Origin of the sequence: Demequina muriae (assembly GCF_030418295.1) — a bacterium.
GTDB lineage: Bacteria > Actinomycetota > Actinomycetes > Actinomycetales > Demequinaceae > Demequina > Demequina muriae.
Genome location: NZ_JAUHQA010000001.1, coordinates 1,877,385 through 1,903,640, shown reverse-complemented (window position 1 = coordinate 1,903,640; position 26,256 = coordinate 1,877,385). Strand labels below are relative to the sequence as shown.

Here is a 26,256-nt window from a genome sequence, read left to right as displayed (position 1 = left end):
GTGTCCACCGACACCAGCGCGACAGCTACTGACCGCACGTCAGTCGCACGAGACGCCGGGGCTCCCTCGGTCGCCTCGCTCATCCTCGGCACGAGCGCGCCCAGCGCCTCGAGCGCCGCCGAGGGCGACTCGACTCCCCACGCCACGGCCCCGACCGCCGAATCCGCCCCTCCGGGCGATCCGGCCCCGGACGCCCCCGCATCGGCCACCGCGTCGGATGCGGGCACCGCGAGCCCGGGCGACGAGCCCACCGCGCAGCCCGCGGCGCGTGCTGAACGCCCGGCGCCATCGCCAGGAAGCCACGAGGAGGGCGGCCAGCCCTCCGCGCCGACGCCCACACCCGCGCCCGCCACCGAGCGCCGCACCGTGCCCCAGCCAGCGACGCAGGAGATGCCCGTGGCGCGGAAGGACTCCCCCGCATCGGCCGCATCGGCGCCCGAGCCGGCGGCCGACGTCGAGCAGCTCGCCACGCAGCCGATCGCGACGGCGCAGGCTCCCACGGCCGCCTACCTGCAGCGCCACGACCACAAGATGCTCGCGGCCAAGGACGTGAAGCACGGGCTCGAGCGGCTGCGCGGACCCGCTGCGCGCGTCGTCTCGAACATGGAGGCGAGCCTCGAGGTCCCCACCGCGACCTCGGTGCGCACCATCCCCGCCAAGCTGCTGATGGACAACCGGGTCGTGATCAACAACCACCTGGCCCGCACGCGCGGCGGAAAGGTGAGCTTCACCCACCTCATCGGCTACGCGATCATCGAGGCGCTCTCCGAGCAGCCGGCGATGAACGTCTCGTTCGCCGAGGACGATGGCAAGCCCGCCGTGCGCACCCCCGAGCACATCAACTTCGGCCTCGCGATCGACCTCGACAAGGGCGACGGCGTGCGCCAGCTGCTCGTGCCGAACGTCAAGGGCGTCGACAGCATGGACTTCGCGAAGTTCTGGGCCGCGTATGAGGCCGTCGTCCGCAAGGCGCGCACAGGGGCCCTCCAGGCCGACGACTTCCAGGGCACCACCATCACGCTGACGAACCCCGGCACGATCGGCACCGTGCACTCGGTGCCTCGACTCATGCAGGGCCAGGGCGCGATCATCGGCGTGGGTGCGATGGACTACCCCGCCGAGTACCAGGGCGCGTCGGAGGAGACCGTCGCACGGCTCGGCGTCTCGAAGGTGCTCACGCTGACGTCGACCTACGACCACCGCGTCATTCAGGGCGCGCAGTCCGGCGACTTCCTGTCATTGGTGCACAAGAAGCTGCTCGGACTCGACGGGTTCTGGGACCGCGTGTTCGTGGCGCTGCGCGTGCCGTACGAGCCCGTGCGGTGGGTGCAGGACTCCGCGACCAACGACGACGCAGAGGCGGCGAAGCCCGCGCGCATCGCCGAGCTGATCCACGCGTACCGCTCGCGCGGCCACCTGATGGCCGACGTCGACCCGCTCAGCACACGCCTGCGCAAGCACCCCGACCTCGACGTGCAGACCCACGGCCTCACGCTGTGGGACCTCGACCGCCACTACGCGACCGGCGGGTTCGGCGGCAAGAACCGCTGGAAGATGCGGGAGGTCCTGGGCCGCCTGCGCGACGCGTACTGCCGCACCGTGGGCGTCGAGTACATGCACATCGCCGATCGCGCCCAGCGTGCGTGGCTCCAGGAGCGGCTCGAGAAGGGCTACACCAAGCCCACCCGCGAGGAGCACCTGCGAGTCCTGCGACGCCTCAACGCCGCGGAGGCGTTCGAGGCGTTCCTGCAGACCAAGTACGTGGGCCAGAAGCGATTCTCGCTCGAGGGCGGCGAGTCCCTCATCCCGTTGCTCGACGCGATGATGTCCGCGGCTGCCGTCTCCGGCATCCAGGAGGTGTGCATCGGTATGGCGCACCGCGGGCGCCTCAACGTGCTCGCGAACCTGGCGGGAAAGTCGTACTCGCAGATCTTCAGCGAGTTCGACGGCACCGCCATCCCCGGCTCTGTCCAGGGCTCCGGAGACGTGAAGTACCACCTCGGCACCGAGGGCGTCTTCACCGCAGAGACCGGCGAGACCACCAACGTGTACCTGGCCGCGAACCCCTCCCACCTCGAGGCGGTCAACCCGGTGCTCGAGGGCATCGTGCGCGCGAAGCTCGACCAGCTGGGCGCCGACCCCGCCACCGATGGCTACCCCGTGCTCCCCGTGCTCATCCACGGCGACGCCGCCTTCGCCGGCCAGGGTGTCGTCATGGAGACGCTGAACATGGCGGGCCTGCGCGGCTTCACCACGGGCGGCACGGTCCACGTGATCATCAACAACCAGGTGGGCTTCACGACGGGACCGGGCGACTCGCGGTCCACGCGCTACTGCACGGACATCGCCAAGGGCTTCCAGATCCCGATCTTCCACGTGAACGGCGACGACCCCGAGGCGTGCGTGCGCGCTGCGCGACTGGCCTTCGAGTACCGCGAGGCATTCGGTCGCGATGTGATCATCGACATGGTCTGCTACCGTCGCCGCGGCCACAACGAGGGCGACGACCCGTCGATGACCCAGCCGCGCATGTACGACCTCATCGAGGCCAAGCGGTCCGTGCGTCACCTGTACACCGAGGCGCTGATCCGCCGCGGCGACATCACCACGGACGAGGCCGAGTCGGTCTCGCAGGACTACTTGGCGCAGCTCGAGCGCGTGTTCATCGAGACCCGCGAGGGCTTCAAGGGCACCGAGTCCGAATCCATCTCGGGACTCGAGCTGCCCTCCTCGCAGTCGTCCGACGCCGGCGTCATGGTGGGCTGGCAGACGGCCGCGACCACGGCCCAGGTCGAACGCATCGGCGTCGCTCACACCCGCCCCCCGCAGGGCTTCTCCGTCCACCCCAAGCTCGCGAAGCTCCTCGAGCGCCGCGAACTGATGACCCGCGAAGGCGGCATCGACTGGGGCTACGGAGAACTGCTGGCGTTCGGCGCCCTGCTCCAGGAGGGCGTGCCCGTGCGGCTGTCCGGACAGGACTCTCGCCGCGGCACTTTCGTGCAGCGCCACGCCGTCTTCCATGACCGCGCGACCGGCGCCGAGTGGGCACCGCTCCTCTACCTGAGCTCGAACCAGGCCAAGCTCCACATCTTCGACTCGTCGCTCAGCGAGTACGCCGTCGTGGGATTCGAGTACGGCTACTCCGTCGAGCGGCCCGATGCGCTCACGCTGTGGGAGGCGCAGTTCGGCGACTTCGTCAACGGCGCCCAGACGATCATCGACGAGTTCATCTCCTCTGCCGAGCAGAAGTGGGGTCAGTCCTCGTCCGTCGTGCTGCTGCTGCCGCACGGCTTCGAGGGGCAGGGCCCGGACCACTCGTCCGCCCGCGTCGAGCGCTTCCTCCAGCTGTGTGCCGAGGACAACATGATCGCCGCCATGCCGTCCACGCCGGCCAGTTACTTCCACCTCCTGCGTCGCCAGGCGTACGACAGGCCGCGCCGACCCCTGATCGTGTTCACCCCCAAGTCGATGCTGCGGCTGCGGGCGGCGCAGTCCGCGGTCGAGGACTTCACGTCCGGAACGTTCGAGCCCGTCATTGCGGACACGGTCGACCCCGAGGGCGTGGATCGGGTGCTGCTCTGCGCCGGCAAGGTGTACTACGACCTCGCCGCACGGCGTGAGAAGTCGGGTGACACCTCGACCGCGATCGTCCGTCTCGAGCAGCTCTACCCGCTCGACCACGACAGCCTCGAGGCGGCCCTGGCCCCGTACGGCGACGCTGCGCTCGTGTGGGTCCAGGAGGAGCCGCGCAACCAGGGAGCCTGGGGCTACCTGTCGATGACGCTGCCGCCGCTGATGAAGCGCACGGTCAAGGGCGTGACTCGCGCGGCGGCCGCCTCGCCGGCCTCGGGCCTGAGCTCGCGGCACCAGGAAGAGCAGGCCGATCTCGTGGACCGGGCATTCGCGCGATGAGCAACGTGTTCTTCGTGGGCGACGAGCTGGTCGCGGGTCACGGCGACCCCAAGGCGCTGGGATGGGCGGGCCGCGTCGCGGCGCGCACGCTGCCGCTCGCGCCTCACCTGCGCTTCCACACGCTCGCAGTGCCGGGTGAGACCACCGGCGAGCTCACGAGCCGATGGGACGAGGAGGCGCTGCGGCGCATCGGCCCCGACGGCGTCTCGGGCACCACCAACTTCGTGCTGTTCGCCATCGGCCGCCACGACCTGTCGCACGGCGTCTCCCCCACCATGACCAGACTGCACCTGGCGAACACCCTCGATCGCGCATCGGCCTTGGGCTTCCGCACGATGATCGCGGGCCCTCCTCCCATCGCCGCCGAGGACCGTCGCGCGGTCGCCGAGTACTCCGCGCTGTGCGAGGAGTCTGCGGCACGCCGCGACGTGCCCTACATCGACATGTACGGCCCGCTCGCGCGTCATGAGCAGTGGGCGACCGACATGGCGATGAGCGGCGGCGAGCTGCCGTTGCAGGCCGGGTACGGCCTCATGGCGTGGCTCGTGCTGCACTCGACGTGGCACGACTGGCTGGGCGTGCCGTCGTCGGCCCTCACCGCCTGACCTCTCCCTCGGACCGCGCCGCACTCCTGTCCGGCACTCACTGACCCCTCTGGCGGCTCGTGACGTGCTGTCCGGCACTCACTGCCAGGTCCTGCCGGACAGCAGGCCGATACCTGCCGTAGGGGTCAACCAGTGCCGGACAGAGGTCCCGTGTCAGACGATGACGCCGGAGTTCCGCAAGGTCACCTGAAGGTCGTGCGGACGCGTCGCGATCGCCACGGCGTCGTCGACGGACACCACGCGGTCCCGCACCAGCTCGAACAGGTGCTGGTCGAACGTCTGCATCTTGTAGTACTCGCCCTCGGCGATGAGGTCCGTGATGGGCGGCTGGCTCGCCGGCTCCACGATGGCCTCCGCGATGCGGCCGTGGTTGACCATGATCTCCGCCGCGAGCGTGCGGCCGCTGCCGTCGCCCTTGCGCACCAGGCGCTGTGACACGATGCCGCGGAGCGTCTGGGCGAGGGTGGAGCGCACCTGGCTCTGCTCGTGCGGGGTGAAGAAGTCGATGATCCGGTTGATGGTGTCCTGCGCATCGACGGTGTGAAGGGTGGCGAGCACGAGGTGGCCCGTCTCGGCCGCCGACAGCGCGGCGCGCACGGTCTCGATGTCGCGCATCTCGCCGACCATGATGACGTCGGGGTCCTGGCGCATCGCTCCGCGCAGCGCCGCGGTGAAGTCGAGGGTGTCCGAGCGGATCTCGCGCTGCGAGATGATCGCCTTCTTGTCGCTGTGGAGGACCTCGATCGGGTCCTCGATGGTGATGATGTTGACCTCGCGGTACGTGTTGATCAGGTCGACCATGGACGCCAGCGTGGTGGTCTTGCCGGAGCCGGTAGGGCCGGTGACCAGCACCAGCCCACGCGGCTCGAGCGCGAGGTCGGCGATCACGGGCGGCAGGCCGAGGTCCTCGAACGGGGTCGCTCCCACCGCCACGCGCCGGAACACGAGGCAGTCCGTGCCGCGCGCCACATAGGCGTTGACGCGGAATCGACCCACGCCGGACAGGGAGAACGCGAAGTCCGCCTCATGCGTGTCGCGGAACTGGGCGACGAGGTCCTCCGGCAGCACCTGGGCCACCATGTTGCGGGTGTCGGCGGGCGTCAGCGGCGGCACCTGCAGCTTGCGCAGCCGGCCATCCACGCGTACCCGCGGAGCGGAGCCCACCTTGCAGTGGAGGTCGGAACCGCCCGTGGACGCGAGGGCGTGCAGGAAGGGGATGACGGATACTGGCTGGTCGCTCACGGGTACTCCATCGGCACGGGTCGGTGGTCTCTTGAGCGAGGGTAGGGCTCCGAGGCACCGACGTGAAGCACGGTGTGGGAAGATAGATAGTCGATTTCGTCACGTCCGCGTAAGAAAGGGGGATCCCGATGAGCAAGCGAGGCCGCAAGCGCAAGGCGCGCGCCAAGGGCGGAGCCAATCACGGCAAGCGTCCCAACGCCTGATTGATCCCACCTGACTCGAGGCCGCATCGGACAGTTCCGGTGCGGCCTTCGTCATGCCTGGCCAGTCAGGTCAGGCGCGCGTGGACCTGATCGACGAGAGGATGCGCTCGCGCAGTTCCTCCGGGGCGGCGTCGCCGCCGGAGCGCGACGTCAGGTTCTTGATCTTCTCTTTGATCTTGTGCTCCGCCTCGCACGGCGGGCACGTCTTCAGATGGGCGCCGATGCGGCGGAGCTCATCATCCGAGAGCTCATCGTCGATGTATTCGAACAGGCGGTCGAGGGCCTCCTCACACTCCCTTCCGGGCATGGCACACCTCCCCACTGTCCACATTGGGGGCCGGGCGCTTGTCGTAGATGCCGCGCTCAGCCGCGTATTCTCTCAACTTCTCACGGAGCAGCTTGCGCCCCCGGTGCAGGCGAGACATCACCGTGCCCACGGGGGTATCCATGATCTCCGCGATCTCCTTGTAGGCGAACCCCTCGACGTCCGAGAGGTAGACCGCCATCCTGAAGTCCTCCGACAGCTCCGACAGTGCGCGCTTGACCTCGACGTCGCCGATCTGGTCCAGCGCCTCCTGCTCAGCGGACACGAGTCCGGAGCTGGTGTGCTCAGCCGCCGCGGCGATCTGCCAGTCCTCGACCTGCTCGGCATCGGAGAGCTTGGGCTGACGCTGCTTCTTGCGGTACGTGTTGATGAACGCGTTCGTCTGGATGCGGTACAGCCACGCCTTGAGGTTGGTGCCCATCGTGAACTTGTCCTGGGCGGCGAACGCCTTCGCGTACGTCTCCTGCACCAGGTCCTCTGCGTCGGCACCGTTGCGCGTCATGCGCAGGGCGGCGGCGTACAGCTGATCCATGTACGACAGCGCCTCGGTCTCGAAGTCCAGCGCGGTCTCACTCATGAGGGGCGAGCCTACTCCAGCTTCGACGCTGCCGGTAGCGGCACCGCGTTCGAGAAGCAAGGAGGCTGTCATGGTGGTCGCAACGTTTGTTCCCGCGGCTCCATTCCCCCGGTGCTCACCATGTGCACCTCGCGCGAAGGTTGGTAGCGTAGGTGTCATGTTCCGAGTGCTAGCACGGCCCTTGCTCGCCACGTGGTTCGTCTACGGAGGCGTCCAGTCAGTTCTCGAGCCCGAGCGGCGAGCCGCGCGCTCCGCCCCGGTGCTCGAACCCGCCCTCAAGGAGGTGGGTCTCGACGACGTCAGCACCACCGACCTCGTCAAGGCGCACGGCATGGCGACCATCGCTGCCGCATCGGTGCTCGCGCTGTCACGCACCCCCCGCACCGCCGGTCTGGTCCTCGCCGGGCTCACCGCCGCCACCGTCGCGGTCGGTCGCCCGTTCTGGCTGGAGACCGACGAGCAGCGCAGGGAGGAGCAGCTCGAACTGTTCCTCAAGAACGTGTCGCTGTTCGGCGGCACCCTGCTCGCCGCCACGGTCGGCCACAGCCCGCGCAAGGTCAAGCGGGCCAAGGCCAAGAAGGCGAAGCTCAAGGCGAAGAAGGACGTGCTCGGCGGAGCATCGGTCACGGCCAAGAAGAAGTGAGCGTCGGCGAGACCCTCCCCGTCGGCACCGGCCCGGGCGAGGCGTGGACTGCCCCTGCCGCGAGCGAACCGCTCGACGCACGGGTCGAGGTTCCTGGCTCCAAGTCCCTCACGGCGCGCTACCTCGTGCTGGCCGCCCTGTCAGAGACGCCCGTCCACCTCCGTGGCGGCCTGCGCTCACGCGACAGCGCGCTCATGATCGCCGCGCTCCGCAGCCTAGGCGCCTCGGTCGACGACACTGGCGACGCCTGGACCATCACGCCGGGCCCGCTGCGTGGAGGCGGCGACGTCTTCTGCGGCCTCGCCGGCACGGTCATGCGCTTCGTGCCGCCCATGGTCCTGCTCGCTGACGGTCCCGTGACGTTCGACGGTGACGAGGCCGCCCGTGTCCGTCCCATGGCTCCGCTGTTCGACGCGCTGCGCGCACTGGGGGCACCCGTCGACGACGACGGCCGGGGCTCCCTTCCGTGCACCGTGACGCCGCCCGATGCGGTGGCGTCGGAGGTCGAGGTCGATGCCTCGACATCGTCGCAGTTCGTGACGGCCCTGCTCCTGGTCGCACCGCGCCTCCCCCACGGGCTCACCATCCGCCAGGTGGGCGCGCGCCTTCCGAGCCTGCCGCACATCGACATGACCTGCGCGACGCTGCGCGAGGCGGGCGTCCAGATCGACCAGCCCGATGCCACCACGTGGGTGGTGCACCCGGGCCCGGTGCGTCTGCGCGACGTCCGAGTCGAGCCTGACCTGTCGAATGCCGGACCGTTCATGGCCGCCGCCCTCGTCGCGGGTGGCGAGGTGCGCATCCCGGGCTGGCCCGCCAGCACCACGCAGCCGGGCGCGCTGTACCCCGAGCTGCTCGCGCGGATGGGCGGCTCGTGCTCCCTCGAGGGTGACGTCATGACCGTTCGCGGCGACGGCACCATCCGTGGCATTGATGCCGACCTGTCCCCCGCTGGCGAGATCACCCCCACCATCGCGGCGCTGTGCGCTCTCGCGGAGGGGCCGTCGAGGCTCACCGGCATCGGCCACCTGCGCGGGCACGAGACGGACCGCCTCGCGGCGATCCAGGATGAGGTCAGGCGGCTCGGCGGCGAATGCGAGGCCGGCGACGACTGGCTCGCCTTCGGCGGCATGCCTGCAGGAGGACTGCACCCCGCCGTCATCGAGTCGTACGAGGACCACCGCATGGCGACGTTCGGCGCCATCGTGGGGCTCGCCGTGAACGGCACGCAGGTGCTCAACGTCGGCACCACCGCCAAGACCATGCCCGAGTTCCCCGCCATGTGGAAGGCGATGCTCCGCCCGTGAGGCGCGAGTACGACGAGTCAGACGCTCGCGTGCGGCCCGGCCGGCGCGGCTCCCGTCCTCGTTCGAAGATCCGGCCGGCGCACCTCGACGCCGTCCCCGGGACCGTCATCGGCGTGGACCGCGGCCGCCTCGCCGTCCACATGGACGACGGGGTCTCCCTCACGGCGGTGAAGGCGAGGGAGCTCGGTCGACGCGGACTGGTCGTGGGCGACCGGGTGGGGGTGGTCGGCGACACGAGCGGACAGGACGGCTCCCTCGCGCGCATCGTGCGCCGCGAGCCCAGGGCGACCGAGCTGCGCCGCACCGCGGACGACACCGACCCCACTGAGCGCGTCGTCGTCGCGAACGCCCAGCAGCTGGCGATCGTCACGTCGCTCGCGGACCCCGAGCCCAACCCCCGCATGATCGACCGCTGCCTCGTCGCGGCGTTCGACGCGGGCATGGACGCCCTGCTCGTGCTCACCAAGGGCGACCTCGCATCGGCCGATGCGCTCCGGGACTCCTACGACCCGCTCGGCGTCGCGCTGCTCACCACCACGATGACCACGGTGGGCGAGGACCGCACCTTCACCGGCCTCGACGAGCTGCGTGAGCGCCTCCAGGGGCGATCGACGGTCCTCGTGGGCTACTCCGGGGTGGGCAAGTCGACCCTGGTGAACGCGATCGTGCCCGAGGCGCACCGCACCACGGGCATCGTGAACGACGTCACGGGCCGGGGCCGGCACACCTCGACCTCCGCGATCGCTTTCGATCTGCCCGGTGGCGGGCGCATCATCGACACCCCCGGGATCCGGTCCTTCGGCCTCGCGCACGTCAACCCCGAGCACTTCATCGCCGCCTTCCCCGACGTGGCCGAGGCGGCGGCGGAGGGCTGCCCCCGGGGCTGCACGCACGAGTCGGAGGAGGCCGGATGCGCGCTCGACGCGTGGGCGTCCACGCCCGATCAGCGCGCGCGCGTGGTATCGATCCGCCGGCTGCTCGCGTCGCGGGCCGAGGGCGACGCATGGTGATCACTGCGCGGTGACCACCGCGGGGTGACCACCGCGGGGTGACCACTCCGGGGTGACCGCACGGACCAGCGGGCGAGCACGCTCCCGCTAGCCTGGAGCCATGCAGCCCGCCGGACCCTACGCCGCCGACCTCGCGCTCGCTCTCAGCATCGCGGACGAGGTCGACGCCCTCACCCTTCCCGCCTCGACAGGCCACTTCGAGGTCGAGCTCAAGGCGGACGACTCCCCCGTCACCGCGATCGACCGGGAGGCGGAGCGCATCATCCGCGCGCGGGTCGCCAGCGAGCGACCGGCCGATGCGTTCGTGGGCGAGGAGTACGGCTCCACCTCGGGGGGCGCACGCCAGTGGGTCGTCGATCCCATCGACGGCACCAAGAACTTCGTCCGCGGCGTGCCCGTGTGGGCGACGCTCATCGCCCTGATCGACGACGGCGTCCCAGTCATGGGCGTCGTGAGCGCGCCCGCGCTCGCACGTCGGTGGTTCGCCGCCGCCGGGGACGGCGCGTGGAGAGGACGGACCGTGGACTCCGCCGAGCGCATCGGCGTCTCCACGGTGGACGACCTCACCGAGGCGAGCCTCTCGTACTCGTCGCTGTCCGGGTGGGACGAGCGCGGGCTGCTGCCGGCCTTCCTCGGGCTGGCGGACGACGCGTGGCGCACCCGAGCCTATGGCGACTTCTGGAGCTACATGCTGGTGGCCGAGGGCGTGGTCGATGCCGCGATGGAGCCCGAGCTCGAGCTGTACGACATGGCGGCGCTGGTGCCCATCGTGACGGAGGCAGGTGGGCAGTTCACCTCGCTCGCCGGCGAGCCAGGGCCGTTCGGCGGGGACGCCCTCGCCACCAATGGGCTGCTGCACGCCCAGATCGCGGCCCGGCTCCAGCCCTAGGAGGTGGCGAGGTCTGCGATCTCGCTCACGTCGTACCAGAGCAGGTCGCGCTCCTCGAGCCTCGCGAGCGCGTCGGAGTCGCCTTGGGCGGCCGCGCGGCCGTCGACCTCCGCATCGGGCTCGTCGACGAAGGCACACGCCACCGCATCGGCCCTCACCCGTCCAGTGAGCGTCACGGCGGCCGGGTGCTCGCCGACCACCTGCTCGACATCGGCGCGCGGGTAGTCGACGGCGATCACGGCGCGACGGGGGGCCCCCAGTTCGAGCACCGCATCGGCGGCCGCGGCGTCGCGCACCTGCTCGGCCAGCAGCTCGTCATCGTCGGAGGCCGAGATGTCGAGGAGCGTGGGGGTCAGCGCGTATCCGGTGCGGGGTTCCCACGCTCCGGACAGACACTGACCCAGGTCCTCGACGGCGATGGGCACGTAGACGCGCATAGGTTCAGTGTCCCACCCCGGCGCTCGCGGCGCGCGGACGACGCGGCGCGGCGACCGCATCGGCCGGGGCATGGAGGCTTGCGGCGAGGGAGGCGATGGCACGCCGCGCCTGAGACCGTGGAGCACGCTCGGCAAGGAGTTGGCCCGCCAGCGCGGCTGCATCGCACGCGCGCGGGTCCCACGGCACGGTCCACGTGTGCGGGACCTGTCCGAAACGAAGCAGGGCGTCAGCGACCGCCTCCTCTGGCCGGGTGCCGGCGACCTCGGCCCGCACCCTGTTGACCACCACGACGGGCTCGCCGCCGATGAGGCTGCGGAGAGTGCCCAGGCCGTGCACCAGTCGCTGGATTCCCAGCGGTTCCGCCGTCCCGACCGCGACGACCGTCTGCGCGGCCCCGAGAGCGCTCAGCGTCGCCGCGTTGCGTTGAGGAGCACGCGTGTCGTACGAGAGCTCCTCGTCGATCTCCAGGTTGAACCCGCAGTCGATGACCGTGATCGCCGCAGAGGAGCGGGCGGCGCGCCACACCTCGTCGAGAGCGGGCCCCGGCAGTTCTGGCCACCGCTCGGCACGGGTGACACCGGTCAGGACCCGCAGCCCGGGGGCGACCTCGAGCGCGTAGTGATCGATCGTCGAGCGATCGACCCCGCCGTGCTGTGCGGCTCGCGCGACGGCCGCCAGCCCGGGAGCCTCATCCATGAGGCCGCACGCCTGCGCGACGGCTCCGCCGTATGTGTCGACATCCACGAGAAGCGTCGCCGTGCCGTGACGCGCGAACTCACTTGCGAGGTTCACGGCGACGGTGGTGCGCCCCGGAGCACCGGCGGGGCCCCACACCGCGATCACGACGCCCTCGTGCTCGTGATCGGGGCCGCTGGCACCTGACGGGACGTGAGCACCCGACTGCGGCGTCCGTGGAGCAAGCGCACGCAGCGCACGCTGGGCCGCCGTGACGAGTGCGTCGTCGGTCGCGTGAGGCGCCACCACCTCGCTGATGCCGATGAGGGACAGCTGCTCGGCCGCCTCGGGCGTCGTCGGCACGCCCACGACGGCAACGCCGTGCCGCGAGAGCTCGGTGAGCACGGTGCGCGTCAGGTGGGGCTGGTCCGAGAGCACCACGACGGAGCCCACACCCGCGTTGGCGGCGGCCGCCGCCTCCGCCAGGTCCGCGCATCGGCGCACGACCCGGAGGCCCGCGGCTCCGTCGAGCGCCTGGGCCACGCGCGCCTCCACCTGGCCCGCGACGGCGATGATCACGCCTGGGGCCGCCATCACTGGCCTCCGGCGAGCCCCACCACGGACACCTCGCCGTCTGCCGCGAGCGCCTCGAGGAAGGTCTCGAGCCCGGTCCGCGGCACGACCACGTAGACCGTCTCGCCGCCGCCAGCACCGAATGCGCCCTCGTCGCGCTCGACGTCCGCCACCACGAGCCCCTCGCCGACGAGACTGCTCTGAGCCTCGGAGTCGCCCTTCGCCTGCGTCACCCAGACATCCACGAGCGAGCCGCGACGCACGTCGGCCGCCACCGGCGACGTCGTAACCACGGCCACGGGGCGCCCGTCGAAGTCGTCCGGGCTGGCCAGCGCTGCTGCCGGGACCAGTTCGCCCTCATCGACGACCCTGGTCACCACCTGGCCCCAGGGCTCGACGACATCGGCCCCCTCGGCGGGCAGGTACGGCCCTTCGCCCACCCGCACATGCGCGACGACGAGGTCATCGGCCTCGAGGACCATCCCGGGTGTGAGCGTCGCATGGGCGACGTAGTGCGGCGTCGTGCGGTCCGCAGCGCCCACGATCCCAGACACGCCGACGATCGCCACGGCGATCAGCAGCAGCCCAATGAGCAGGCGCGGATCCTTCCAGCCCGGGCGCCGCAGTCGGCCCGCGACAGGTACCCGTTCGTCCATAGCCTTTCCCCCCTGGTACACGGCTTTGGGCATAGCCTGCCCCGTCGCGACGCATCCCACAAGGCCCTGTGGAAAGGCCCGAACGAACGCCGGCACCGTGCCACAATGTCGCCATGGCGCCCCGTTTCCTCAAGATCGAGGACGTGCAGGAGATCCTGAACGTCTCCTCGCAGCAGGCCTACGCCCTCGTGCGCTCCGGCGATCTGCCCGCCATCCAGGTGGGCGGGCGTGGCATCTGGCGCATCGAGGCGAGCGAGCTCGAGTCGTACATCGAACGCCAGTACGCCGCGACGCGCGAGAAGACGAGTCACCCCCGCTCGGCGACGGAGTCCTAAGAGGACGCCACCTCGATGATGGCGGCGGTCGGGACCGCCACGCGGTGCCGGTGCGGCGCGTCGGTCACCAGATCGATGTGGTCCCCGAACACCGCCGCGATGACGCCGTGCGTCTCGCTCCCCCGCGTCCGCACCTGAACCCTGGCGCGATCACGGCTGAGGGCCCGCAGCGCGTGGGAGATGCCGAGCCTGCGCTCCACCTCGGTGACGTGATGCGCCGCGCCGCTCAGTCCGTCGACGGAGGCGACGGCGGCCATCGGCACCAGATGCTCACGACCGCCCGCGTCGACCAGCAGCAGCCACGCATGAGCGGAGTCGGTCACGACCCCCGCGAGGACGGTGCCGTCACTCAGCACGATCGACAGGCTCGCACCCTGAGCCGCCGCGATCCTGGACGGCAGGTCGATCCCGGTGCGCTCCCCGCGGGTCCGCTCGGCGACCTCCGCGCGCCAGTCGTCATCGTGTGCGGCGGCCATCTGTCCCTCGAGGTCGGTGAACAGGGCTTCCCAGCGCATGTGCACACGCTACGGGGTGACCGCTGTCCACAGCCAGCGGACACTTCCGGTGGACGCCAGAGCCGCATCGTTGTATATCTAACGTCATCAACATGCATCAAACGCTATCGAAGAGGTGTGACATGGAGATCGGAACAAGTGGGCGGCGGACCGACAACCGGGGCACGCCTGCCGCGCGCTCCGCGGCAGTGAAGACACCGGCGTTGAGCGCTGCGGCAGTGAAGACAGCGGCGACGAGGACTGCGGCCCTGACCGTGCTCGTGGCCATGCCGGTCCTCGCCTGGATGCTCGCCGTCGCCACGTGGGAGTCCGGTGCCGCGATTGCACACGACCTGTCACAGGCGCCGTCGCTTGCTCTCGCCCCTGTGGCGCTCGGCGAGGCCCTGGCCGTCGTCGCGGGCGCGGGGGGCGCAGCGGTCGCGGCGCACCTCAGCGCCATGTCGTTGGCGCTCGTCGCGACGCCCCAGCGCTCGCGCGTGCGACGGGCCGCACACCGCTTCACCCCACCGACGTGGCGGCGCGTGGTCGCCGTCGCCGCGACCGGGGTGGCCTCCGCAGGACTCGCGCTGCCTGCGGTGGCGGCCCCTGGCGACTCGGACGCCGGGTGGGTCCCGGAGCCGATCGCCCATGAGGCCAGCGTCGTCGAGTCACCCCCGTCCTCCCCGGTCCTGCCGCCTCCCGCGGGCTCTGGGTCCACCACAGCGGAGGCGCCGTCGCAGACGGCACCCCCAGACCGATCCGCAGACGCGCTCTATGTCGTGACTGCGGGCGACTCGTTGTGGAGCATCACGGCCGATGCACGCGAGGGGGGCCTCCGCGACGGCGCCGTCAGCCTCGACGCGGAAGCGATCGCGGAGGGGTGGCCGGAACTGTACGACGCGAACCGTGGCGTCGTCGGCCCGGACCCCTCGCTGATCCATCCCGGTCAGGAGTTCGCGATTCCCGAGGGGTGGGGGCGATGAGCGCCGCGAGCCTCCCCACCTCCCGGGGTCAGTCGGGTGCGCCGAGGCTTGCCGCGGCGCCGCACCGGCAGCCGAGGCCTGCGGCCCCCGTTCCCTACGCCCGGGAGCGCCGGGTGCTCGGAGACCCGACGCCGCTGGCCTGCACCGTCGCCAAGGCGGTCATGGAGGCGCTGCTGGGCGGCCCGGCGCTGGACTCGTATGCACGATGGATCGAGCCTGCGGTGTTCGCGCAGGTGGCCCGGCAGCGGTCACTCGCGCGGCGCGCTGGGCTCTCTCGATCACGGCCCGTCGGCGTGCGTCGCGCACGGGTGTTCCGGGTGTCGCGGGACGCGGCCGAGGTCTCGATCGTCGTCGACGATGGGGACCACTGCCGCGCCATCGCGATGCGGCTCGAGGACGTGACGGGCAGGTGGCTCGTCACCGAGATGCACGTGGGCTGAGGATCAGGCCTCGTTCTTGCCGTGACACATCTTGTACTTCTTGCCTGACCCGCACGGGCACGGTGCGTTCTTCGCGGTGCCCGGGAACGTCGCGCCGTCGTCGGACGGCTTGTCGCCGGCCTTGGGCCCCGACTTCTTGACCTCGCCCGTGCCATCGTCCGAGGGCCCCGAGTACGTGAGGGCGCCCATGTTGGACTGCATCATGGCACCGGGCGTGGCCGAGGAAGCGCCCCGGCGCTGGCCGGACTTCGACCCGGCGGCCTGCGCGCCCGCCGTCGCCTGCGCGACGTTCGGGGCGCCCGCGGCGGTCGCCGCAGCCGATTCGGCCGTGACCTCGCCCGCCGCCGGCTCCTTGACGCGCTTCTCGACCCGGTAGAGCACCTGCAGCGACTGCTCCTTGATCGAGTCCGTCATGGCCTCGAAGAGCTGGAAGCCCTCGCGCTGGTACTCAGTGAGGGGATCGCGCTGGCCCATGGCCCGCAGACCGATGCCCTCCTTGAGGTAGTCCATCTCGTACAGGTGCTCACGCCACTTGGCATCGAGCACCTGCATGACGACCTGACGCTCGACCGTGCGCGTGAGGTCGGCGCCCAGGCGCTCCTCCACGGCCTCGTACTGGACCTTCGCATCGGCGACCAGCTCTCGCGTGAGGAATGCGGCGGAGAGCAGGCTGACGCCTCCGGCCTCCTCGACGAGCTCGTCGGTGGTCAACGAGACCGGGTAGATGGTGCGCAGGTCCTTCCAGAGCGCGTCGAGGTCCCAGTCCTCGGGACTGCCCACCACGGTCGCTGCGCGCACGTAGGCGCCGACGATGTCGTCGATGAACGTCATGACCTGATCGCGGAAGTTCTCGCCGTCGAGCACGCGGCGGCGCTCCGAGTAGATGACGCTGCGCTGCGAGCTCATCACGTCGTCGTACTTCAGGATGTTCTTGCGGATCTCCGCATTGCGGCCCTCGAGTTGCGCCTGCGCCGAGCGCACGCCGCGCGTCAGCACCTTCGATTCGATGGGCATGTCGTCGGGCAGCGCCGACGAGTTCATCATCGTGGCGGCCAGTCCCGACTGGAACATGCGCATGAGGTCGTCCTCGAGCGACAGATAGAACCGGGACTCGCCGGGGTCGCCCTGGCGGCCGGAGCGGCCTCGCAGCTGGTTGTCGATGCGGCGCGACTCGTGGCGCTCGGTGCCCAGCACGTAGAGTCCGCCGGCGGCGAGCACCTCCTCGTGCTCGGTGGCGACGGCGGCCTGTGCCTGTTCGAACACGCCGTCCCACACGCGCTCGTACTCCTCGGGCTGCTCCTGCGGATCGAGGTCGCGGTCCGACATCTCCTGCACGGCCCGGAACTCGGGGTTGCCGCCCAGCATGATATCGGTGCCGCGACCGGCCATGTTCGTGGCGACGGTCACGGCGCCCTTGCGGCCCGCCTCGGCGACGATGGCCGCCTCGCGCTCGTGCTGCTTGGCGTTCAGGACCGAGTGCTGGATCCCGTGCTTGCGCAGCTCGGCGCTCAGGCGCTCGGACTTCTCGACGGAGACCGTGCCGACCAGCACCGGCTGGCCCTTCTCGTGGCGCTCGAGGATGTCCTCGATCACGGCATCGAACTTGGCCTGCTCGGTCTTGTACAGCAGGTCTGCCTTGTCCTCGCGGATCATCGGCATGTTGGTGGGGATGGGCACCACGCCCATGCCATACGTCGCGTTGAGCTCGGACGCCTCGGTCTGGGCCGTACCGGTCATGCCGGCGAGCTTGTCGTACTGACGGAAGTAGTTCTGCAGGGTGATGGACGCGTAGGTCTGGTTCTCGGCCTTGACCTCGACGCCCTCCTTGGCCTCGATGGCCTGGTGGAGACCCTCCGAGTAGCGGCGGCCGCGCAGCAGCCGGCCGGTGTGCTCGTCGACGATGTCGACCTCGCCGTTCTGGACCACGTAGTCGCGGTCGCGGCGGAACAGCTCCTTGGCCTTCACGGCGTTGTTGAGGAAGCCGATCAGCGGGGTGTTGGCGGGGTCGTAGAGGTTCTCGATGCCCAGGGCCTTCTCGACTTTGTCGATGCCCGGCTCGAGCATGCCGACGGCCTTCTTCTTCTCCTCGACCTCGTAGTCCTCGTCGATGACGAGCGACTTCGCGATGCGGGTGAACTCGGTGTACCACTTGAGATTGTCGCCCTGCGAGGGTCCGGAGATGATGAGCGGCGTGCGCGCCTCGTCGATGAGGATCGAGTCGACCTCGTCGACGATCGCGAAGTGATAGCCACGGTGCACCAGCGCATTGGGGTCCAGCGCCATGTTGTCGCGCAGGTGGTCGAAGCCGAACTCGTTGTTGGTGCCATACGTGATGTCGGCGGCGTACTGGGCCTTGCGGTCCTGCGGCGACATCCCCGACATGATGCAGCCGGTCTCCATCCCGAGGAAGCGGAACACGCGGCCCATGAGCTCGGACTGGTAGCTCGCGAGGTAGTCGTTGACCGTCACGACGTGGACGCCGTTGCCCGTGATCGCGTTGAGGTACGCCGGCAGCGTCGCGACGAGGGTCTTGCCCTCACCGGTCTTCATCTCGGCGATGTCTCCGAAGTGCAGCGCCGCGCCGCCCATGATCTGAACGTCGAAGTGCCGCAGGCCAAGAGTCCGGCGCGATGCCTCGCGCACCGCCGCGAACGCCTCGGGCATGATCGAGTCGAGGCTCTCGCCGCCCTCGAATCGGGTGCGGAACTCCGGGGTGAGGCTCTTCAGCTCGTCGTCCGAGAGCTCCTGGTAGGCGTCCTCCATGGCGTTCGTCAAGGTGACGATCCTGCCGAGACGTCGCAGTACGCGGCCCTCGCCCATGCGGACGACACGATCGAGAATTGACACGTAGCTCTCCTAGCGGTTCGGATCCGTCATCCATCGTAGGGCGTCAGTGCAGGGTCGCCGGTTCGTCTCGCTGTGGGCGCAACAGCACGACGGCCGATGCGAGGGCCGCTCCTCCGAGCAGCCCCCCGGGGCCGATGCGCTCGACGAAGATCAGCGCGCCGAGCACGGCGGCGACGAGCGGCTCGACCAGCGCGACCACGGTCGCGACGAACGGCGGCACCGTCTGGAGTCCGGTGAGGTACGCGAGATACGCGAGCGCAGTGGACCCGATGCCGAGCGCCAGTGCGTATCCCCACGACACGACTCCCGCGGGCGCTCCCCAGCCGAGCAGGACAGCGACCGGCACCAGCATCAGCCCGCCTGCGCTGAAGGCGAGCGCTGTGAGCCGGGCCGCGCCGAGTCCAGGGACCGCGACGCGATTCACCACCGTCACCCCGGCGAAGACGGCGCCGGTGGCGATCGACAGTGCCACGCCGGCGAGGGCGCCGTCACCCGCATCCAAGGAGGAGCCGAGCAGCGCCACGAGTCCGGCGAGCGCGACCACCAGCGCGAGCGTGCGGCGCGCGTCTGGCCGATCACCGCGCCTGACCCAGTCCCACAGCACCACCCAGGCGGGCGCGCTGCCGATCGCCACGAGCGTCGCGAGGCCCACCCCCGCGAGTGCGATGCTCGTGAAGTACAGCACCTCGAAGGCGGCGATCAGCGCTCCCGTGGCGAGGAGTCGGCGGAGCATCGGCGCGGTGAGCGAGCGCAGTCGCAGCGCGCCGCGCGCGACGAGCCACAGCGACAGCGCACTGCCGGCGACGAGCATGCGCCACATCGCCACCGAGGCCGGCGGCACCTGGCCGTCATCGGCCAGCAGCGTCCCGAGCACCCCTCCCGTCCCCCACAGTGCTGCGGCGAGGAGGACGAGCAGGAAGTCGCGGGTGCGCACGCTCGGAGACTACCGGGAGGCCCCGATGCTCCAGCGCGCGCACCCGCGACGGTTCCGCGTCGTCAGGCGGTCAGGCGGTCTCGCGCTGAGCGTCCTCGTCGTCGGAGGTCTCCTCGAGGCGGATCACGCCGTACGTCCAGCCCCGCCGGCGGTACACCGCGGAGGCGAGTCCGGACTCGGAGTCGAGGAACAGGTAGAAGTCGTGCCCGACGAGCTCCATCTGATCGATGGCGTCGGCCACGGACATGCGCGTCGCGCTGTGAGTCTTGGAGCGGATCACGATCGGCGTGCCGTCGATCGGCACCTCCACCGTCGATCCCTCGGGCGCGCCCTCCCACGACTCGACGCTCTCGACTCGCTCGCCGTCCTGCGGGGCGCCGTGCTCGGTGGTGGTGCCGGCCTGCTCGGCGGCTGCCATGTCCTGAGCGACCACCGCGTGGAGCGACGGCTTGCCCTTGTGACGGTTGGCGCGGCGCTCGTGCTGCCGGCGCAACTGCTCCACGATGCGCGCGGTCGCAAGGTCCAGCGCGACCATCCGGTCGTCGGCGGCGGCCTCGGCCCGGATCACGCCGTGATCGTGAAGCGTGATCTCCACGCGCTCGCGCTCTCCGGACAGCCGGGGGTTCCGTTCGTGCACCACGTTGATCTCTGCGCGCGTGGCTCTGGGGGCGAGCGACTCGACCTTCTCCATCTTCTCGAAGATCTTCAGGCGCGTGTCTTCGGAGACCTTCGTGTGGCGTCCGACGATCGCAATGTCCATGGTGAAACTCCTCCGGGTCAGCGTTAGCGGCCACGTGGCCGAGTCATGGTGACGGCGGCGCCTTCTGCGCCTGCGGCATCACCTCCTCGAACCTTGAAGGTGTCGACGAATCTCTGTCTGAATCCCACCCTAGCCCCACCCGGGTGCGCGAGCGAGCATCACCGGCGGACGCGGCGACGAACGCGCCGATCACGATCGCGCCGGCCGCCTCGAGCGCATCGGCGCAGGCCGCCAGGGTCGCTCCTGTGGTGAGCACGTCGTCGACCATCACCACCGGCCCGACGACCGCACGTCGCACCGTGACGGACCCGCGCGCGCCTCGCCAGCGGGCGCGTGCCGATCGACCTCGTGACTCCCCTCGTCCGATCCACAGCGCCCTGGCGACCGACGCCTCGATGCCGGCCTCGAGCAGGCCGGCTGCGACGCCCTGCGCGAGCACCACCGGCAGGTCGACCCCGCGCCGCCGCGTGCTGGTGGAGCGTGCCGGCGCGGGGACCACCGTGAGGGACGTCACGGAGGTCGGCGCGGCCCTGGCGTCGAGGACCGGCGCCGGTGCGAACTCAGGGCCGATGCGCCGCGCGGCCAGGCGCACGGCGCCCGCCATCCACCGGTCGAGATCCCGGCGCGCGCCGTCCTTCCATGCGCGCACCACCGACTCGGGCGATCCGTCGAGGCTGGCGACCGCCCATACCGGCAAGGGTGCGCGTCCCTCGATATCGAGCCGCGGGGCGCCCGAGTCCACGCGCACCGGCCACTCCCACCAGAGGGAGGCGCAGTCCTCGCACAGCCTCACGTCGACGACGCCACACCCCGCACACTCGACAGGCACCACCAGACGCGCCAGGTCCGTCGCTGCGGTGCGCACCGTCCGTTTCCAGTCCACCGGGCCAGGATGACCGCAGGGACGCTCAGAGGCCGTGCCAGGACCGTCGCACGGTGCAGGGCGCAGGGGCCTCGCCCTGGTGGGGACGGCTCTGGCCGGAGTGTGCGATCTAGCCCGAGTATGCGATCTCGGACACGCCTTCGAGCACGGCCGCCCACGCCGAGCCGGAGCGCTCCTCGACACGGCCGTCCGCGCCCACCACCACGAGCGACGCCTCGCCGACGCGGACCGACAGGTCGACCGCATCCTGCAGAGTGGTCACCACGGAAGTGCCACCACCGACCGTCACCAGCCACAGCGGCGACGACGCACCCTCGACGTCCTCTCCGAGCACCGCGACCGTCGAGTCGTCGAGCCACGCAAGGTCGACGCCGGCGCCGACCCCAGTCCCGATCGCGACCGGCTCCCCGATCCCCAGCGGCACGCCTGCGCCGTCGCGCACCACGGCAGCGACCTCGACCACCGGCTGCCCGCCGGAACGCGACAGCGTGGCGACCATACTGCCGTCGCGGGACACGGACAGGGCGATCGTCGATCGCGTCTGCAGCCAGGCACTCTCGAGGACCACGCTGTCCCCGCTCGGGCTGATCGCGATGAGTCCCTCGCCGTCGACGCCGCGGGCGGTCCACAGATACCCATGCCGGTCGAAGCTCGGCGCCACCAAGTCGCCGCCGGAATACACCTCGGAGGCTGCCACAGCGCCCGTCGGCGCCGGCATGTCCGGCTCGAAGGCGGCGAACGACGCACCGTCCTCCGCGAGCACGGTGCTGGTCATGATCGCGTCGCCGTCCACGTACGCCACGCGCTCGCCGTCGTAGGACCGCGCCAGGCCCTCCACGTCCTCGCCCACGCCACCCGCGTCATCGGCGGTCATCAGCAGAGTCTCGCCGTCCCATGTGCCGAGGCGGCCTGCCGCGAGCACAGCCGCCTGGGGTTCTGGCACCGGCGGAGCCGTGAGTTCGACGGGCTCATCGGTGGCGATCGGCAGGCCGCCGATGCGCACGGCGACGTCCGTGACGCTCGGCATCGCTCCCAGCGTCGCGCGCATCTGCTCCGCTGCCAGCGCACGCTGCTCTGGCGTGCCGGCGGACTGAGGCGTGAGATCGACGGTCGCGACGCCGCCGGTGACGACGACCGACTCCACGGCGAGGGCCGCCGTCGCGGGGAACCCCGTGACGACTGCATCCGCCAACCATGTCGAGGGGCCCTCGACCAGTTCGCGTGCGGCAGCGGTCACGACATTGTTGTCCGGGAGCCAGCGCACCTCGGGGACGGCGGTCGTCAGATCGGGGGTGGCGAACACCAGGTCGACCTGACGGAAGAACCGGGTGAAGTTCGCCTGGTTCATCAGCACCCCATCGGGAAGCTCGGAGATGCGCCACCGCCCCTCGGCGTCCTGCGTGAGCGTGAACGCGAGCTCGGCGACGGTGCCGTCGGGAGAGTCGACTCGCCGGCCCGACGAGTCGACGGTCGACGAGAGCGGGACCTCATAGGCGACCGTGCGAGATTCCTCATCCCAGGCGGGAGTGACGGCGCCCGAGCGGTAGACGAGCGTCTGCGCTCCGGGATTCCACCCCGCCGCCGCATCGTCCGTGAGGAACTCTCTGGCCACCGCGAAGTCGGAGGCGACGCCCGCGGCGGAGGCGTTGAGGAAGCCCACGATGATCGCCGCGGGCTCATCGGAGGGACCGGGGCCCTCCTGGATGGGCTGCAACGGCTCGACGGGCAGCACGTCGGCGTCGCCCTCTTCGACCACGCCGCTGTGCGGGATCGCGGCGCAGCCCACGAGCGTCATCGCGGCGAGCGCGACCGTTGCGGCCAGGTGTCGGGTCCTCACAGGTAGCCTCCCTCGGCGCTGGGGCTCACGAGCGTGGGACTGAACTCCACGCGGGGCCCAGCGACCTCGAAGTCCTTCTCGCGCATGACGAGCGGGAGCGGGGCGTTCGATCCGAGGCCCTCAGACGTGCGCGGCAGCAGCAGCCGGAAGCTGGCGCCCTTGCCCGGCTGTCCCCATGCCTCGAGTCGGCCATCGTGGAGCACTGCGTCCTCACGCGCGATCGACAGCCCCAGCCCGGTGCCGCCCATCGTGCGGGCCCGGGCGGCATCCGCGCGCCAGAACCGGTCGAAGACCCGCTCGACCTGGTGCGTGGTGAGCCCGAGGCCGTAGTCGCGCACCACGACGGCGACGCCGCGCCTGTCGGCGCCCACCGCGACGTCGACGGCGCCCTCCTGACAGTGTTCGATGGCGTTCGAGAGCAGATTGCGGACGATGCGCCCCACCCGCGGCCGGTCGATCGAGGCCGTGTGGCCGCCCGCCGACACGTGGAGCCTGATCTCGACGCCCATGTCGGCTGCGATGGGCAGCATGGCCTCGACCTCATCCCGCACCACATCGGCGAGGTCGACCTCTTCGAACTCCAGGGGCGCGGCGCCGGCGTCGATGCGCGAGATCTCCAGCAGGTCGCTCAGCAGCGCCTCGAACCGGTCCAGCTGGGCGCTCAGCAGCTCGGCCGACCGCGACACGTGCGGCGGGAACCCCTCCCGGGCGTCGTGGAGCACGTCGGAGGCCATGCGCACCGTGGTGAGCGGGGTGCGCAGCTCATGCGAGACGTCCGAGACGAACCGACGCTGCAGGCGCGACAGGTGCTCCATGCGCGTGATCTGGCGCTGGAGCGACTCGGCCATCTCGTTGAAGGTCTGCGCGAGCGTCGCCATCTCGTCGTGGCCGCGCACGGTCATGCGCTCCGAGAGCCGCCCTTCGGCGAGGCGCGACGCGACGCGCGCGGCCTGCCGCACCGGGCGCACCGCCTGCGACGTCACGAACCACGTCATCGCGACCACGAGCGCCACCAGCACCCCCGCGCCGAGGGCGAGCACCTGCTGGATGAGCGCGAGGGTGGACTGCTCGTCGGCGAGCGAGTACACGAAGTACAGCTCGTACGGGCCGGCGACGGGAATGTCGAACTGCGACCCCACCACGACCCCCGGGTCCTCGGTTCCGGGCAGGGTGACGAACTGCCACGGCTGGGCGACCCCGTCGGCCACGGCGTCGCGCATGTCGGGAGAGACGGCCTGGCGCAGGCCTGTGGTCGACTCACCGATGGTCAGCGGCACCGACGACGTGTTGTCGGGGCTGCGCAGCATGACCAACCCGCGGCTCTCGCCTCCCAGCGCCCGCAGCTCCGTCTGCAGCTCGTAGACGAACTGCTGAAGATCCTGGGGGTTGGCGGCCGTCGACGTCTCGGCCCGCTCCTGAGCGGTGGCGGCGTCGCGCGCGCTCTCCGCGAGCACGCGGTCCACCCGGTTGTCGACCAGGCCGTCGCGAATCTGAGTGGTGACGTAGGCGCCGAGCAGGGCGACGGTGCCGATGCCCATCACGAGGGTCGATACGACGACGCGCAGCGACATCGAACGGGTCCAGCGCCGGGTCGCGTAGCGCACCGGGGCGGCGAGAGCCGAGCCGACGGACCGTGCGATGCTCGTCATGGGGGTGGACCTCAGACCCACGCCGTCACGGCTGGTGGGCGCCCGCCTTGTAGCCGACGCCGCGCACCGTCTGAATGATCTCGGGATTCTCCGGGTCGTGCTCGATCTTCGCGCGCAGACGCTGGATGTGGACGTTCACCAGGCGGGTGTCGGCGGCGTGCCGGTAGCCCCACACGTCTTCGAGCAGGATCTCGCGGGTGAAGACCTGACCCGGCGCTCGCGCCAGCGTGACGAGCACGTCGAACTCGAGCGGCGTGAGCGGAATGACGTCGCCTGCCCGCGTCACGCGGTGGCCCGTGACATCGATCTCGAGGTCGCCGATGCGCACCACGGCCGGGACCGCATTGTCGTTGCGGCGCAGCCGCGCCCGCACGCGGGCGATGAGCTCGCGGGGCTTGAACGGCTTGGGAATGTAGTCGTCCGCGCCTGACTCGAGGCCGAGCACCACGTCGACGGTGTCGGACTTCGCAGTGAGCATGATCACCGGAACGCCCGACTCCGCGCGGATCTCCCGGCAGATGTCGATGCCGCTCTTGCCCGGCAGCATCAGGTCGAGCAGGATCACGTCGGGATTCTCGTCACGGAATGCCTGGACCGCGCGGTCGCCATGGTCGCAGAAGACAGGGTCGAAACCGTCCCCGCGCAGGACGATTCCGATCATCTCCGCTACAGCGGGGTCGTCGTCGACCACCAGGATGCGTGCCGTCATGACGCCATCTTGCCACGCTGGCCGCGGCAGGCGGGGAAGGGTCCGCTTCCCGCGTGCGCCGCATGGCAGGATAGTCCGAGTCAACGAAGGGGGCTCGATGACCAACGACGATCGCCGCGACACGGAGGCATCCGCCGACGCGGCGGCGCTGCACTGGCCGTCGCCCGGCACACCGGCCGATGCGGAAGCGGCCCAGGAGTGGAGCGCGCCCGGCGGCGCGCCGCCAGCTCCGCCGGTGCACCCGGCGTCGCCCCCCGCCCCGGTCGCAGGTGCAGCTCCGGGCTCCACCAGTCCCGGCTCCACCAGTCCCGGCACAGCGGCCTACGGCGCCCCGGGCACAGGCAGGGGACCCGCCCCCCATCCGATGGGCGCGGCGCCGTCGTTCCGGTCGTGGCAGCCAGGAATCATCCCGCTTCGCCCACTCAGCTTCGGCGACTTCCTCACCGTGCCGTTCAAGGCGATGCGGTTCAACCGGACGGTCATCCTGGGCGCACCGCTGCTGTTCACGCTCGTTTCCACGATTCTCATGCTCGTCGCACTGTGGATGGTGTTCACCGACCCCCAGCTCGGCCTGCTGAACACCACGCCGACCTTCTCGGGCATCTCGTCGCGCACCATCGCGATGATCGTGGTGTCGGTGCTGATGATGCTGCTGGCCGACGTGTTCTCCAGCTCAATCATCGCCCCCGGGGTCGCGCGCGCCGTGCTCGGGGAGCGCATCGGCATCCCTCTCGCGTGGCGCCAGGTGCGGCGCCGCCTGGGCTCCCTGCTGCTGCTCTACGTCGCCAGCTCTGCGGCGTACACCGTGCTGCTGCTCGTGGCGTTCTCGCCGCTGCTGGTGTCGCTCGCCGCGGGAGACCCCAGCGGTGTCGCGATCGCCCTCACCGTGGTGCTGTTCCTCCTGGTGATGATTCCTGCGGGCTTCGTCCTGACGCTCGGCCAGGGCATCGCGCGCTCCATGATCGTCCTCGAGGGCATCTCGATGGTGGCGGCGCTCAAGCGCCTGACGCGCCTCATCCGAGGTCGCTTCTGGTGGAGCATCCTCATCCTCTTCGTCACCGCGATCCTGATCAACATCGTGTCGAGCGTGCTGCAATACGCGGGGCAGTTCGGCGCGATCCTCGTCTCTCTCGTGGCACCCGAGAACATGGTCGTCCTGATGGTCGCCTTCTTCGTTGTCTACGGGCTGTCCTATGTGATCTCGCTGGTGCTGGTGTACTCCTACCTCGGCTCGATGTTCGCGCTCCTCTACATCGACCTGCGCATGCGTCACGAGGGCTTCGACCTCGACCTGGCCCGCGCCGCCGAGGAACGGGCACGGCGCTGACAC

The 26,256-nt window shown here is 70.6% G+C and carries 25 protein-coding genes; 11 read left to right on the top strand and 14 right to left on the bottom strand.

Annotated features, from left to right (window positions below):
• The first annotated feature begins 81 nt into the window (after positions 1-81).
• Together QQX02_RS08940 and QQX02_RS08935 are read left to right on the top strand one after the other, a co-directional pair.
• Positions 82-3,912, top strand: a complete 3,831-nt coding sequence (locus QQX02_RS08940) for a multifunctional oxoglutarate decarboxylase/oxoglutarate dehydrogenase thiamine pyrophosphate-binding subunit/dihydrolipoyllysine-residue succinyltransferase subunit (RefSeq protein ID WP_436968527.1) — start codon at positions 82-84, stop codon at positions 3,910-3,912.
• On the top strand, positions 3,909-4,517 hold the full coding sequence (locus tag QQX02_RS08935) for a GDSL-type esterase/lipase family protein (protein WP_301142551.1): 609 nt from the start codon (positions 3,909-3,911) through the stop codon (positions 4,515-4,517). Before QQX02_RS08940 ends, QQX02_RS08935 begins: the two co-directional genes overlap by 4 nt.
• 153 nt (positions 4,518-4,670) lie before the next feature.
• On the opposite strand, the gene QQX02_RS08930 is transcribed toward QQX02_RS08935, so the two are convergent.
• Positions 4,671-5,759, bottom strand: coding sequence for a type IV pilus twitching motility protein PilT (locus QQX02_RS08930; protein ID WP_301142550.1), 1,089 nt, complete (start codon positions 5,757-5,759; stop codon positions 4,671-4,673).
• Positions 5,760-5,887: 128 nt separating this feature from the next.
• On the opposite strand from QQX02_RS08930, the gene QQX02_RS13440 reads away from it, so the two are divergent.
• Entirely contained in the window at positions 5,888-5,962 is a 75-nt protein-coding gene (locus tag QQX02_RS13440) for a 50S ribosomal protein bL37 (RefSeq protein WP_371327667.1), read from the top strand.
• Between the two features lie 70 nt (positions 5,963-6,032).
• Here the strand turns inward: QQX02_RS13440 and rsrA are convergent, their stop codons facing one another.
• The gene (gene rsrA / locus QQX02_RS08925) at positions 6,033-6,269 is read right to left on the bottom strand and encodes a mycothiol system anti-sigma-R factor (RefSeq protein WP_301142549.1); all 237 of its coding nucleotides are present in this window, start codon (positions 6,267-6,269) and stop codon (positions 6,033-6,035) included.
• Entirely contained in the window at positions 6,250-6,864 is a 615-nt protein-coding gene (locus tag QQX02_RS08920) for a sigma-70 family RNA polymerase sigma factor (RefSeq protein WP_084631179.1), read from the bottom strand. The genes rsrA and QQX02_RS08920 overlap by 20 nt, the downstream gene beginning before the upstream one ends.
• A 157-nt stretch (positions 6,865-7,021) precedes the next feature.
• On the opposite strand from QQX02_RS08920, the gene QQX02_RS08915 reads away from it, so the two are divergent.
• The 4 genes from QQX02_RS08915 (at position 7,022) to QQX02_RS08900 (ending at position 10,713) form a co-directional block, all read left to right on the top strand.
• Entirely contained in the window at positions 7,022-7,507 is a 486-nt protein-coding gene (locus tag QQX02_RS08915; protein WP_301142546.1) for a hypothetical protein, read from the top strand.
• Positions 7,504-8,814 (top strand): 3-phosphoshikimate 1-carboxyvinyltransferase, encoded by a 1,311-nt coding sequence (gene aroA / locus QQX02_RS08910; protein ID WP_301142545.1) that lies wholly within the window; start codon positions 7,504-7,506, stop codon positions 8,812-8,814. Before QQX02_RS08915 ends, aroA begins: the two co-directional genes overlap by 4 nt.
• On the top strand, positions 8,811-9,824 hold the full coding sequence (gene rsgA / locus QQX02_RS08905) for a ribosome small subunit-dependent GTPase A (protein ID WP_301142543.1): 1,014 nt from the start codon (positions 8,811-8,813) through the stop codon (positions 9,822-9,824). Before aroA ends, rsgA begins: the two co-directional genes overlap by 4 nt.
• 100 nt (positions 9,825-9,924) lie before the next feature.
• Positions 9,925-10,713: an inositol monophosphatase family protein gene (locus QQX02_RS08900; protein WP_301142541.1), complete on the top strand. Its 789-nt coding sequence runs from the start codon at positions 9,925-9,927 to the stop codon at positions 10,711-10,713.
• Here the strand turns inward: QQX02_RS08900 and QQX02_RS08895 are convergent.
• The 3 genes from QQX02_RS08895 to QQX02_RS08885 are packed head-to-tail and all read right to left on the bottom strand — an operon-like array spanning position 10,710 to position 13,055.
• Entirely contained in the window at positions 10,710-11,150 is a 441-nt protein-coding gene (locus QQX02_RS08895) for a DUF6912 family protein (RefSeq protein WP_301142539.1), read from the bottom strand. The two genes, QQX02_RS08900 and QQX02_RS08895, sit on opposite strands and share 4 nt — an antisense overlap.
• A gap of 4 nt (positions 11,151-11,154) precedes the next feature.
• Positions 11,155-12,420, bottom strand: coding sequence for a CpaE/TadZ family protein (locus tag QQX02_RS08890; RefSeq protein ID WP_301142538.1), 1,266 nt, complete (start codon positions 12,418-12,420; stop codon positions 11,155-11,157).
• Positions 12,420-13,055, bottom strand: a complete 636-nt coding sequence (locus QQX02_RS08885) for a hypothetical protein (protein ID WP_301142537.1) — start codon at positions 13,053-13,055, stop codon at positions 12,420-12,422. The genes QQX02_RS08890 and QQX02_RS08885 overlap by 1 nt, the downstream gene beginning before the upstream one ends.
• Before the next feature lie 113 nt (positions 13,056-13,168).
• On the opposite strand from QQX02_RS08885, the gene QQX02_RS08880 reads away from it, so the two are divergent.
• Positions 13,169-13,390 carry a helix-turn-helix domain-containing protein gene (locus tag QQX02_RS08880; RefSeq protein ID WP_301142535.1) on the top strand — a complete coding sequence of 74 codons (222 nt, stop codon included), beginning with the start codon at positions 13,169-13,171 and terminating at the stop codon, positions 13,388-13,390.
• Here the strand turns inward: QQX02_RS08880 and QQX02_RS08875 are convergent.
• The gene (locus QQX02_RS08875) at positions 13,387-13,905 is read right to left on the bottom strand and encodes a hypothetical protein (RefSeq protein WP_301142533.1); all 519 of its coding nucleotides are present in this window, start codon (positions 13,903-13,905) and stop codon (positions 13,387-13,389) included. The two genes, QQX02_RS08880 and QQX02_RS08875, sit on opposite strands and share 4 nt — an antisense overlap.
• 203 nt (positions 13,906-14,108) lie before the next feature.
• Between QQX02_RS08875 and QQX02_RS08870 the strand changes: the two genes are divergently transcribed.
• Together QQX02_RS08870 and QQX02_RS08865 are read left to right on the top strand one after the other, a co-directional pair.
• A complete protein-coding gene (locus QQX02_RS08870; RefSeq protein ID WP_301142532.1) occupies positions 14,109-14,867 on the top strand; it encodes a LysM peptidoglycan-binding domain-containing protein in 759 nt (252 codons plus the stop codon).
• A complete protein-coding gene (locus QQX02_RS08865; RefSeq protein WP_301142530.1) occupies positions 14,864-15,307 on the top strand; it encodes an Rv3235 family protein in 444 nt (147 codons plus the stop codon). The genes QQX02_RS08870 and QQX02_RS08865 overlap by 4 nt, the downstream gene beginning before the upstream one ends.
• A 3-nt stretch (positions 15,308-15,310) precedes the next feature.
• Here the strand turns inward: QQX02_RS08865 and secA are convergent, their stop codons facing one another.
• The 7 genes from secA to mtrA form a co-directional block, all read right to left on the bottom strand.
• Positions 15,311-18,127 (bottom strand): preprotein translocase subunit SecA, encoded by a 2,817-nt coding sequence (gene secA / locus QQX02_RS08860; protein ID WP_436968526.1) that lies wholly within the window; start codon positions 18,125-18,127, stop codon positions 15,311-15,313.
• Positions 18,128-18,197: 70 nt separating this feature from the next.
• Positions 18,198-19,088, bottom strand: a complete 891-nt coding sequence (locus QQX02_RS08855; protein ID WP_301142527.1) for a DMT family transporter — start codon at positions 19,086-19,088, stop codon at positions 18,198-18,200.
• Positions 19,089-19,158: 70 nt separating this feature from the next.
• Positions 19,159-19,848: a ribosome hibernation-promoting factor, HPF/YfiA family gene (gene hpf, locus QQX02_RS08850; protein ID WP_301142525.1), complete on the bottom strand. Its 690-nt coding sequence runs from the start codon at positions 19,846-19,848 to the stop codon at positions 19,159-19,161.
• 43 nt (positions 19,849-19,891) lie between these two features.
• Positions 19,892-20,731, bottom strand: coding sequence for a ComF family protein (locus QQX02_RS08845; protein ID WP_301142523.1), 840 nt, complete (start codon positions 20,729-20,731; stop codon positions 19,892-19,894).
• 109 nt (positions 20,732-20,840) lie between these two features.
• Positions 20,841-22,568 carry an LpqB family beta-propeller domain-containing protein gene (locus QQX02_RS08840; protein WP_301142521.1) on the bottom strand — a complete coding sequence of 576 codons (1,728 nt, stop codon included), beginning with the start codon at positions 22,566-22,568 and terminating at the stop codon, positions 20,841-20,843.
• Entirely contained in the window at positions 22,565-24,217 is a 1,653-nt protein-coding gene (gene mtrB, locus QQX02_RS08835; protein WP_301142519.1) for an MtrAB system histidine kinase MtrB, read from the bottom strand. The genes QQX02_RS08840 and mtrB overlap by 4 nt, the downstream gene beginning before the upstream one ends.
• A gap of 25 nt (positions 24,218-24,242) precedes the next feature.
• A complete protein-coding gene (mtrA, locus tag QQX02_RS08830) occupies positions 24,243-24,926 on the bottom strand; it encodes an MtrAB system response regulator MtrA (protein WP_301142518.1) in 684 nt (227 codons plus the stop codon).
• A 97-nt stretch (positions 24,927-25,023) separates the two neighbouring features.
• Between mtrA and QQX02_RS08825 the strand changes: the two genes are divergently transcribed.
• The gene (locus QQX02_RS08825; RefSeq protein ID WP_301142517.1) at positions 25,024-26,253 is read left to right on the top strand and encodes a hypothetical protein; all 1,230 of its coding nucleotides are present in this window, start codon (positions 25,024-25,026) and stop codon (positions 26,251-26,253) included.
• Positions 26,254-26,256 lie beyond the last annotated feature (3 nt).

Bases quoted from the DNA above. Each gene is read 5' to 3' on its own strand.
- QQX02_RS08935 (WP_301142551.1), top strand. From the start codon at position 3,909: ATGAGCAACGTGTTCTTCGTGGGCGACGAGCTGGTCGCGGGTCACGGC.
- rsrA (WP_301142549.1), bottom strand. From the start codon at position 6,269: ATGCCCGGAAGGGAGTGTGAGGAGGCCCTCGACCGCCTGTTCGAATAC.
- QQX02_RS08920 (WP_084631179.1), bottom strand. From the start codon at position 6,864: ATGAGTGAGACCGCGCTGGACTTCGAGACCGAGGCGCTGTCGTACATG.
- QQX02_RS08915 (WP_301142546.1), top strand. From the start codon at position 7,022: ATGTTCCGAGTGCTAGCACGGCCCTTGCTCGCCACGTGGTTCGTCTAC.
- QQX02_RS08900 (WP_301142541.1), top strand. From the start codon at position 9,925: ATGCAGCCCGCCGGACCCTACGCCGCCGACCTCGCGCTCGCTCTCAGC.
- QQX02_RS08895 (WP_301142539.1), bottom strand. From the start codon at position 11,150: ATGCGCGTCTACGTGCCCATCGCCGTCGAGGACCTGGGTCAGTGTCTG.
- QQX02_RS08890 (WP_301142538.1), bottom strand. From the start codon at position 12,420: ATGGCGGCCCCAGGCGTGATCATCGCCGTCGCGGGCCAGGTGGAGGCG.
- QQX02_RS08885 (WP_301142537.1), bottom strand. From the start codon at position 13,055: ATGGACGAACGGGTACCTGTCGCGGGCCGACTGCGGCGCCCGGGCTGG.
- QQX02_RS08880 (WP_301142535.1), top strand. From the start codon at position 13,169: ATGGCGCCCCGTTTCCTCAAGATCGAGGACGTGCAGGAGATCCTGAAC.
- QQX02_RS08875 (WP_301142533.1), bottom strand. From the start codon at position 13,905: ATGCGCTGGGAAGCCCTGTTCACCGACCTCGAGGGACAGATGGCCGCC.
- QQX02_RS08865 (WP_301142530.1), top strand. From the start codon at position 14,864: ATGAGCGCCGCGAGCCTCCCCACCTCCCGGGGTCAGTCGGGTGCGCCG.
- secA (WP_436968526.1), bottom strand. From the start codon at position 18,127: ATGGGCGAGGGCCGCGTACTGCGACGTCTCGGCAGGATCGTCACCTTG.
- hpf (WP_301142525.1), bottom strand. From the start codon at position 19,848: ATGGACATTGCGATCGTCGGACGCCACACGAAGGTCTCCGAAGACACG.
- mtrB (WP_301142519.1), bottom strand. From the start codon at position 24,217: ATGACGAGCATCGCACGGTCCGTCGGCTCGGCTCTCGCCGCCCCGGTG.
- mtrA (WP_301142518.1), bottom strand. From the start codon at position 24,926: ATGACGGCACGCATCCTGGTGGTCGACGACGACCCCGCTGTAGCGGAG.
- QQX02_RS08825 (WP_301142517.1), top strand. From the start codon at position 25,024: ATGACCAACGACGATCGCCGCGACACGGAGGCATCCGCCGACGCGGCG.